Raw genomic sequence first — 10,293 nt, 5'->3', positions numbered from 1 at the left:
GGCGGCACGTGTGCGGGGCGCGGGTGTTGCGTGGCCGAACCTGTCGCCGCTTGCGGCGGTACGGCCGGCACGGCCGGTTCGGCCGCGGCCGACAGGGCCGGCGTGGCCGACGCCGAAGGCGTCACCGGCCCGGCCTGCGCGACCGTCGACGTCGAGCCGGCGGGCGCGACGGGCGCCTCGGTGCCGGACGCGCCGCCGGTCGCCGCCACGATGAGCTTGCGGTAGTTGCCAACGGCGGTTCCGATCACGCCGGCGATATCGTGCGTCACGCTCGCATGGCCGATCCTCGCGTCTCGCTCGACGTACGCGAAGGCACCGAAGATCGCGGCAAATGCAGCGACGCTGAGCGCCGCATTCTTTCCCGGACCCCACGAGGGTTTCGGCTGACGGGCGGGCGAGCCGTCCGGTCGTTCTGCACGGCGCATTCAAGACTCCTTGATTCGATGCGTTCTCCGAATGACGCGATCGGAGCGGGGCGGCGCGACGCGACGTTCACCATCGCAACTGCGTGGTGAGCGTGCCCGTCTCGACGATCGCGAACTGGGTGGCTCCCTGATAGGTTCCCTCGACCCGATAGCTCGCATCCGGCACGCTGAACAGGCAGCGCGATCCCGGGGCGTTGAATTCGACGAGCACGCGCCCATGCCGGCGCAGGCGCACCTGCACGTTGGACAGGGGCTGCCCGGTGCTCCCGGACAAGAAAGACACGCCCAGGTTGTACGGGCGTCCGTCAGGGGGAAGCGGCGCGGTACCGTCGATCCGTGCGTCGCCGCAGATATACGAAATCACGTACCGGTTTGCCCCCGGACCGGACGCCGGCGGCGGAGCCGCCGGTGTCTGGGCCATGGCGTTCATGCAGAGCGTGGAAAGCACGACGCTCAGGAAAGGGCGAGCCTGCTGTCGAAGCGAGGGTGACATTGCAATCTCCCGTCCGGAATCGATGACGCGCATCGACCCCGAGTCGAATTTGCCAACGTTCTTTTTGCGACACGCTATTGATACACGATGGTTTTTGAACCAACAACCGCGTGTGGCCCGAATGGGACAAGAGAAAAGATCCTATTTAAATAGGATAAAGAAGCATTTATGAGGATCGCTTAATGCTGAATAAAGGCGATATTGCCGAACATGAAAATTGCTACTCGGTAGCGATGATCGAGCACGCTTTGGATTACGTCGGAGGTATCGACGTTCGTGCCGAAAGATAACGACTGATAAAAGAAACTATTGCGCCTGTATTCAAGGCGAATCGATGAAGATCCGGATACAGATCGCACATCATGAAATGAGGGTGCGACGTTTTTGATGATTCCGTCAGTTACAGGTAAATCGAAACTTGTGTAACAAGGTATTTCTGTCTGGAAAAGCGGGCCGATTATTCTTACTTAATACGGAAAACAGTAAAAAATACGACATGAATCGCAAACGTTTGCGTGTTCTGAAAATCGATTAAGAGCTGTTGAGGGATTTTACGGAGTCCGACGGGATTATCGATTGCTATCGGGAGAACGCGTATTCGCGCCATGGATATCCACGGCGCGAATACGCCATCAGCGGCTGCCGCCCGCGCTTCGCCGTGCGCTGCGCATCGCCGGCGCGGCCGCTTCTTCAGTACCGATCGCACCGTCGATCGCCGCGCGCGGCCGGTTCATGATGTAGGCCCACAGCTGCTCGGCCGCGAGCCCGCGCTTGCGCGCCGATCGATACAGGCGGATTTCGAGTTCGGTGATCCAGTCGCCGGTGCCCGCGCACACGAGCGTGCCGTCGGCGAGCTCCTTCGCGACGCAGCTTTCCGGCAGCCAGCCGATGCCGTGCCCGGCCACGACCATGCCTTTCAGCGCCTCGGACATGTGCGTCTCGAAGCACCGGTGCAGCACGTACGGCTCGGTCGCATTCAGCAGCAGCATCTCGACGATGTTGCCGAGAAAGGCGCCCGACGAATACGCGAGCAGCGGCAGCGGGGCATCCGGCGTGCCGGGCAGCTGGAACACCGGCTTGCCGCGCGCGTCGGGCGACGACACGGGCAGGATCCGCTCGACGCCGAGGCTGACGAATGGGAAGTGGTTCGGGTCGAGCACGATCGGCAACTGCGGATGGTGATAGCCGAGCAGCAGGTCGCATTCGCCTTCGACCAGCTGCTGCACGCCTTCCGGCACGTTCACCGCATTGACGCGGGCAGTGACGTGGCCGACCTCGCTATTGAGCTGCTTGAGCCATTCGGGAAACAGCGTGAACACCAGCGTATGCGCGACGGCGAAGCGCACGACCTGGTCGCTCGCCGCGAACTGGTCGTAGCCGTTCACGAGATTGCGCGCCGCATACATGCTGCGCAGGATGTCCGCGGCGAGCCCGCGGAACATCTGGCCGGCCGGCGTCAGCGCGACCGGATTGATGCTCCGGTCCACCAGCTTCGCATCCATCCAGGTTTCAAGCGCGGCGATTCGCCTGCTGAACGCCGACTGCGTCAGGTGCCGGTGACGCGCGGCCCGGGAAAAGCTCTTGGTATCCGCAAGGCTCAGGAAATCTTCCAGCCACTTTGCTTCCATTTCGATCTTCGCTTTTTATAGTCGGGCGCCTGAAAGGCGGCGCCGTCTGCTGCACCAACGTTCTAGCGTACCGCGCATCGCGCCGCTCGGGCCGATGTTTTTTTTCGATCGGTGTCAGTCGAAATATGCATGGGCGTTGTCGGCGGGATTACGGCTGCATAGCGTTGAGGGGCCGGACCGGTTAACCGGACAGTTCATCGCGTCGGACTGTCCGGGCCCGCCTGGACGGCACTTCCCCCAAGGCCGGCTGCGCCGTGTGCGTGCCGGCCTACCCGTTCATGGTCGTTTCGGGGGCGTCGGCTCGCCGCTTTTGGTGCAGTGCAGATTGCACATCCGTGACACGTGGGAGAACTATGTTCGTCGGACGCGGCGCAGCATCGATCGTGCACGCTCGCGGCGCACCGCAAGCGCCCGGCGCGTCCGAGGTTGCACCGTTGTGGTGCGTAATGCCGCGCAGGCATGCCTGACGCGGCGCGAAAAACGGGGGGATATCGAGCAGATTGAGCAAGGCACGTTCCTTGCAAAGCATTCAGTACGCCGGTCCGGCATGCGCAATGCCGGGGAAAACGATCGATGGAGAGAAGATCGATGAAGCCATTCGATGAAATGCTGCAATCCGGCGACATGGTAAGGGCGCCTTACGCGCGCCTGAAGCAATGGCTCGACACGCAGAATCCTGCGAGCCTCGCCCAGAAGGCCCACGACGCGGAAGGCGTGTTCCGCAAGACGGGCATCACGTTCGCCGTCTACGGCGACGCGGAGGCCGCCGAGCGGCTGATTCCGTTCGACATCGTCCCGCGCATCATCTCGGGGGCGGAATGGAGCCGGCTGTCGCTCGGCATCGAGCAGCGCGTAATGGCGCTGAACGCGTTCCTCGACGACATTTACCACCGTCAGGAAATCGTGCGCGCGGGCATCGTGCCGAAGCACCTGATCGCGCACAACGACGCGTTCATCCCCGAGATGATCGATTTCCGGCCGCCCGGCAACGTTTACACGCACATCATCGGTGTCGACATCGTGCGCACCGGCGAGAACGCGTTCTACGTGCTGGAGGACAACGCGCGCACGCCGTCCGGCGTGTCGTACATGCTGGAAAACCGCGAAACGATGATGCAGCTCTTCCCCGAGCTGTTCCAGCAGGTGAAGGTGCGCCCGGTCGAAACCTATCCGCAGATGCTGCGCCAGTCGCTCGCGGCCGTGTGCCCGCCGGGCGGCAATGCCGACAACCCGACCATCGCGGTGCTCACGCCCGGCATCCACAATTCCGCGTACTACGAGCATTCGTTCCTCGCCGACCAGATGGGCGTGCACCTCGTCGAAGGCAGCGACCTGCAGGTGATCGACGGGCGCGTCGCGATGCGCACGACCGAAGGCTTCCAGCCGATCGACGTGCTGTACCGCCGCGTCGACGACGCGTTCCTCGATCCGCTGACGTTCCGCCCGGATTCGGTGCTCGGCGTGGCCGGCATCATGGACGTGTACCGCGCGGGCAACATCACGATCGCGAATGCGCCCGGCACCGGCATCGCCGACGACAAGGCGATCTACTCGTACATGCCGGAGATCGTCGAGTTCTACACGGGCCGCAAGGCGCTGCTGGAGAACGTGCCGACCTGGCGCTGCGGCGAGGCCGACAGCCTGAAGTACGTGCTCGCGCATCTCGACGAACTGGTCGTGAAGGAAGTGCACGGCTCGGGCGGCTACGGGATGCTGGTCGGGCCGTGCGCGTCGAAGGCCGAACTCGAGGCATTTTCCGCGAAGCTGCGCGCGCGTCCCGCGAACTACATCGCGCAACCGACGCTCGCGCTGTCCACGACGCCGATCCTGACCGACGCCGGCCTCGCGCCGCGCCACGTCGACCTGCGTCCGTTCGTGCTGGTGTCGGACCGGATCCGCATCACGCCGGGCGGGCTCACGCGCGTCGCGCTGCAGGAAGGGTCGCTCGTCGTCAACTCGAGCCAGGGCGGCGGCACCAAGGACACCTGGGTGCTGGCCGACTGAGCCGGGCACGACCGCGCGCGCCGGAGCCGGCGCGCGAACCGAACGAAGACGGAGTGGACACGAGATGCTTCTGGGACGTACTGCAAGCGGCCTCTACTGGATGTACCGCTATATCGAGCGCGCGGAGAACATCGCGCGCATCGTGGATGCCGGGCTGCGGATGGCGCTCACGCGCACGGCCGACGCGCCGGCCGAATGGTCGTCGGTGCTCGTCAGCTCGGGCGCCGACGACGGCTATCGGGAGAAATACGACGCGTATGCGGCCGATACCGTGACCGACTACCTGCTGCGCGACCGCGACAACCCGTCGAGCGTGCTGTCGTGCATCGAGGCCGCGCGCTCGAACGCGCGGATGGTGCGCACGGCGCTCACGCGCGAGGCGTGGGAAAGCGTGAACGGCGCGTGGCTCGCGTTGCGGCGCGCGCTGGCGCAGCCGGTGCCGGAAAGCGAGCTGCCGGCCGTGCTCGACGAAGTGAAGCGCGAAACCGCGCTGATCCTCGGCAGCTTCTACAGCACGATGCTGCGCAACGAGATCTTCGATTTCGCGCAGATCGGCGCCTTCATCGAACGCGCGGACAACACCGCGCGGATCATCGACGTGAAGTATCACCTGCTGCTGCCGTCGGTGTCGCACGTCGGCACGATCCTCGACAACTACCAATGGGAGACGATCCTGCGTTGCGTCGCCGCGCACCGTTCGTACCGCTGGGTGTACGACGTGCAGTACAAGCCGCTGAACATCGCCGACTACCTGATCCTGAACGGCCGCATGCCGCGTTCGCTGCGCTATTGCTACGGACGCGTCGTGTCGAGCCTGAACCTGCTCGCGAAGGATTACGGCGTGACACACCCGTGTCACGACACGGCCACGAAGATTCTGCAACTGCTGTCCGATACCTCGGTCGAGCGGATCTTCAAGAGCGGCCTGCACGAGTTCCTAACCGACTTCATCGGCCGCAACAACAGCCTCGGGCTCGAAATCGCCCAGGCTTACAACTTCGACTGAGACTTGCCATGCGACTCGCCATTCGACACATTTCGCGTTATCAGTTCGACGATCAAGCCAGCCATGCGCTGCAACGGCTGCGGCTGCGCCCGCAGTCGGGCCCCGGCCAGACGGTGCGCGCGTGGCAGGTCACGATCGACGGCGTCGAGCCGACGCTGTCTTACGCCGACGGGCTAGGCAACCGGATCGATCTCGTGCGCCACGATCGCGGCGCGAAGGCCGAGATCGTCGTCGTGGCGGCCGGCGTCGTCGAAACGCAGGACCGCGCGGGCATCATCGGGAATCCCGAAGGCTATGCGCCGCCGTGGATCTTCGAGCGCGAGACCGCGCTCACGAAGGCGGGCGAGACCGTGCGCGAGCTCGCTCAGGCGCTGCCGATCGAGCCGCACGGCCTCGACGCATTGCACTGGCTGATGACGGAAGTGCACGGCCGCATCGCGTACGCGCCGAACGTGGCGGCCGACGCCGCCGTCGATGCGGAAACCGCGCTGCAAAGCGGCGAGGGCACGAGCCGCGACCATGCGCACGCGTTCATCGCGGCCGCCCGCGTGCTGAAGATCCCCGCGCGCTACATCTCGGGCTACGTGCTGGCCGACAGCGCGATGCAGCGCATCGCCGACGCGAAGCAGAACGCGGGCGACATCGAGGAGGAGGAAGCGCTTGCGCTGCAGAGCGGCGACGGCATGCAGCAGGTGCTCGGCGCGTCGCATGCCGCGCAATCGCAGTCGCAGTCGCAAGGGCAGTCGCAATCCCAGGGGCAGTCGCCGGCGGCGCTCGGCGCGCAGCCGCAAGCCACGGCGCTGTCCCAGCAGCCGGCCGGCCACGCATGGGCCGAGGCCTATGTCGAAGGGCTCGGCTGGGTCGGCTTCGACCCGTTCATGAACCGTTGCCCGGACGAACGCTACGTGCGCATCGCGGTCGGCCTCGACCATCGCGACGCGCAGCCGGTGACGGGGCTCGGCGCGACGGCCGTCGGCGTCGAGATCAGCGTCGTGCAGACGCCGGAACTCGTCTGACCCGCGGCGCGCCTTCGCCGCATCCGCCATGCCGGGCCGCCGCGTCGACAGCGACGCGGCGTGCGCGGCGGCCCAACCCGACTCGAGCTCCCATGTCCATCCACGTCGCGCTGCATCACACCACCCGCTATCGCTACGACCGGCTCGTCAACCTCGGCCCGCAGGTCGTGCGGCTGCGGCCCGCGCCGCATTGCCGGACGCCGATCCTCGCGTATTCGATGACAGTCGAGCCCGCGCAACACTTCATCAACTGGCAGCAGGACCCGTTCTCGAACTATCTCGCGCGGCTCGTGTTTCCGGAGCGCACCGAGCACTTCGAGATCACGATCGATCTCGTCGCCGAGATGTCGGTGTACAACCCGTTCGACTTCTTCCTCGAAGCGAGCGCGGAGCAATACCCGTTCAGCTATGACGACGCGCTGAAGACCGAGCTCGCGCCGTATCTCGCATGCGACCCGCAGACGAGCGCCGCGCCGCTGTTTCGCGCGTATCTCGACGGCGTGGACCGCACGCCGGCGGGCACCACGAACTTCCTCGTCGCGTTGAACCAGCAGCTCCAGCGCGACATCGGCTATCTCGTGCGGATGGAGCCCGGCGTGCAGACGCCCGCGCAGACGCTCGAGCTCGCGTCCGGCTCGTGCCGCGACAGCGCGTGGCTGCTGGTGCAGCTGTGCCGCCATCTCGGCATTGCCGCGCGCTTCGTGTCGGGTTACCTGATCCAGCTCACGCCCGACGTCAAATCGCTCGACGGTCCGAGCGGCACGTCGGTCGATTTCACCGACCTGCACGCGTGGTGCGAGGTCTATCTGCCGGGCGCCGGCTGGATCGGCTTCGACCCGACGTCCGGCCTGCTCGCCGGCGAAGGGCATATTCCGCTCGCGTGCACGCCGCAGCCGACCAGCGCCGCGCCGGTCGAGGGGCTGATCGACGAGTGCGAGGTGTCGTTCGAGCACGAGATGAGCGTGACGCGCGTGTACGAATCGCCGCGCGTGACGAAGCCGTATACGGAATCGCAGTGGGACGCCGTGCTGGCGCTCGGCACGCAGGTCGACGGCGCGCTGGCCGCCGGCGACGTGCGGCTCACGCAGGGCGGCGAGCCGACCTTCGTATCGATCGACGATCGCGACGGCGCCGAGTGGAACACCGATGCCCTCGGCCCGACCAAGCGCGGCTATGCGACCGAACTCGTGCAGCGGCTGCGCGCCGAATACGGCGACGGCGGCTTCCTGCATTTCGGGCAGGGCAAGTGGTACCCGGGCGAGCAACTGCCGCGTTGGGCGCTGTCGATCTTCTGGCGCGCGGACGGCCAGCCCGTGTGGCGTGATCCGTCGCTGTTCGCCGACGAGCGCGATCCGTCCGCGTACACGACCGGCGACGCGAAGCGCTTCATCGATGCGCTCGCCGCGCGGCTGAACCTGACCGGCGAATTCATCCAGCCCGGCTACGAGGACGTCTGGTACTACCTGTGGCGCGAGCGCCGGCTGCCCGTCAACGTCGATCCGTTCGACGCGCGCCTCGACGACGAGCTCGAACGCGCGCGGCTGCGCAAGGTGTTCGAGCAGCAGCTCGACAGCGTGGTCGGTTACGTGCTGCCGGTCAAGCGCACGGACGACACGCCCGGCCTCGACGGGCCGCGCTGGCAAACGGGCCCGTGGTTCTTCCGCGACGAGCGGATGTACCTCGTGCCGGGCGATTCGCCGATGGGCTATCGGCTGCCGCTCGATTCGCTGCCGTGGGCGGCCCGCGGCGACCATCCGTATCTCGTCGAACGCGATCCGTTCGCGCCGCGCGACGCGTTGCCGGACGCCGCTGCCATGCGTGCCCGCTACGCGGGCCCGGCCGATGCGCCGCGCTATCTGTCCGGCGTGCATCGCGAAGCGTCCGCGCAGACCGTGATGCAGTGGCGCGACGATGGCACCGCCACGCGCGGCCGACCGGGCGCCGTGGACCCGCATCGCCGCCCCGAGCGCTTCGAATCGGCCGCGTGGATCACGCGCACCGCGCTGTGCGTCGAAGTGCGCAACGGCATCCTGTACCTGTTCATGCCGCCGCTTGCCGCGCTCGAGGATTATCTGGAGCTGCTCGGCGCGATCGAGCTGACCGCGCAGGCGCTCGGGGTGAAGCTCGTGCTCGAAGGCTATCCGCCGCCGCGCGACGCACGGCTGAAGCTGCTGCAGGTGACGCCCGACCCTGGCGTGATCGAGGTGAACATCCATCCGGCCGCGAGCTTCGACGAACTCGTCGACCACACCGAATTCCTGTACGACGCCGCGTGGCAGTCGCGGCTGTGCAGCGAGAAGTTCATGGTCGACGGGCGGCACGTGGGCACGGGCGGCGGCAACCACTTCGTGCTCGGCGGCGCGACGCCGGCCGACAGCCCGTTCCTGCGCCGCCCCGATCTGCTCGCGAGCCTGATCGCGTACTGGCACAACCATCCGTCGCTGTCGTACCTGTTCTCGGGGCTGTTCATCGGGCCGACGAGCCAGGCACCGCGTGTCGACGAGGCGCGCAACGACCAGCTCTACGAGCTCGACATCGCGTTCGCGGAGATCCAGCGCAACAAGCTGCTGTTCGGGCAGGACATGCCGCCGTGGCTCGTCGACCGGGTGCTGCGCAACCTGCTGATCGACGTCACGGGCAACACGCACCGCAGCGAGTTCTGCATCGACAAGCTGTATTCGCCCGATTCGTCCACCGGCCGGCTCGGCCTGCTCGAACTGCGCGCGTTCGAGATGCCGCCGCATGCGCGGATGAGCATCGTGCAGCAACTGCTGCTGCGCGCGCTGGTCGCGCGCTTCTGGGCCGCGCCGTATACGACGCCGCTCACGCGCTGGGGCACCGCGCTGCACGACCGGTTCATGCTGCCGGAATTTCTTCAGATGGATTTCGACGACGTGCTGGCCGAGTTGCGCGACGCCGGTTTCGCGTTCGATCCGGCGTGGTTCGCGCCGCACTTCGAATTCCGTTTCCCGCTGTTCGGGCAGATCGCGGTGAACGGGATGGAACTGTCGCTGCGCGGCGCGCTGGAACCGTGGCACGTGATGGGCGAGGAGGGCGCGCCTGGCGGCACGGTGCGCTACGTCGATTCGTCGGTCGAACGGCTCGAAGTGCGCGTGACGGGGCTGAACGACAACCGGCACGTCGTGACCGTCAACGGCCGCGCGCTGCCGCTGCAGCCGACCGGCACCGTCGGCGAATACGTCGCGGGCGTGCGCTACAAGGCGTGGTCGCCGCCGTCGGCGCTGCATCCGACCATCGGCGTGCACGCGCCGCTCACGTTCGACATCGTCGATACGTGGCTGCAGCGCTCGCTCGGCGGCTGCCGGTATCACGTCGCGCATCCGGGCGGGCGCAACTACGCGACGTTCCCGGTCAATGCGTACGAGGCCGAGAGCCGCCGGCTCGCGCGCTTCGTCGAGATCGGGCACACGCCGGGCCGGATGGACGTCGCGGCTGCCTCACCGAGCCGCGAATTCCCGTTCACGCTCGACTTGCGGCGGCCGTGAACGATCGATGACGGGGCGGACGACGATGCGCGGTTCGCGACCTCCGGGCCCACCGGCCGGTCGCGGCGCCGCCGGAATGCTAGGATGCGGGCAGATTGCGGTTCCGCACCGCGGCTTGCCGCCCGAATGGCGGCGCGCGTGCGCGGCCGCACCCTGACGACGGAACGACATCGTGCCGCCCATTGACCTCGACCATCCCGCCGCCCTCGACGCGA

Annotated in this window: 6 protein-coding genes and 1 pseudogene; 4 read left to right on the top strand and 3 right to left on the bottom strand. The window is 66.7% G+C overall.

Annotated features, from left to right (window positions below):
- The 3 genes and pseudogenes from JMF86_RS22020 to JMF86_RS22010 all read right to left on the bottom strand — a co-directional run.
- A pseudogene (locus tag JMF86_RS22020) lies at positions 1-425 on the bottom strand (hypothetical protein); the annotation flags it as partial.
- A gap of 67 nt (positions 426-492) precedes the next feature.
- Positions 493-918 (bottom strand): hypothetical protein, encoded by a 426-nt coding sequence (locus JMF86_RS22015; protein ID WP_011547958.1) that lies wholly within the window; start codon positions 916-918, stop codon positions 493-495.
- Between the two features lie 632 nt (positions 919-1,550).
- The gene (locus JMF86_RS22010; protein WP_011547957.1) at positions 1,551-2,546 is read right to left on the bottom strand and encodes a LysR substrate-binding domain-containing protein; all 996 of its coding nucleotides are present in this window, start codon (positions 2,544-2,546) and stop codon (positions 1,551-1,553) included.
- A gap of 588 nt (positions 2,547-3,134) precedes the next feature.
- Here JMF86_RS22010 and JMF86_RS22005 point away from each other — a divergent pair.
- The 4 genes from JMF86_RS22005 (at position 3,135) to JMF86_RS21990 (ending at position 10,078) form a co-directional block, all read left to right on the top strand.
- Positions 3,135-4,550, top strand: coding sequence for a circularly permuted type 2 ATP-grasp protein (locus JMF86_RS22005; protein ID WP_023477240.1), 1,416 nt, complete (start codon positions 3,135-3,137; stop codon positions 4,548-4,550).
- 64 nt (positions 4,551-4,614) lie between these two features.
- The gene (locus JMF86_RS22000; RefSeq protein WP_011547955.1) at positions 4,615-5,556 is read left to right on the top strand and encodes an alpha-E domain-containing protein; all 942 of its coding nucleotides are present in this window, start codon (positions 4,615-4,617) and stop codon (positions 5,554-5,556) included.
- 8 nt (positions 5,557-5,564) lie between these two features.
- A complete protein-coding gene (locus JMF86_RS21995) occupies positions 5,565-6,572 on the top strand; it encodes a transglutaminase family protein (protein ID WP_011694704.1) in 1,008 nt (335 codons plus the stop codon).
- A gap of 92 nt (positions 6,573-6,664) precedes the next feature.
- Positions 6,665-10,078 (top strand): DUF2126 domain-containing protein, encoded by a 3,414-nt coding sequence (locus JMF86_RS21990; protein WP_011547953.1) that lies wholly within the window; start codon positions 6,665-6,667, stop codon positions 10,076-10,078.
- The last annotated feature ends 215 nt before the right edge of the window (positions 10,079-10,293 follow it).

The organism is Burkholderia sp. E168m15 (assembly GCF_016586105.1).
Taxonomy (GTDB): Bacteria; Pseudomonadota; Gammaproteobacteria; order Burkholderiales; family Burkholderiaceae; genus Burkholderia; species Burkholderia orbicola.
Note: the sequence above shows the minus strand (reverse complement) of the source record. Positions and strands in the feature narration are given on the sequence as shown.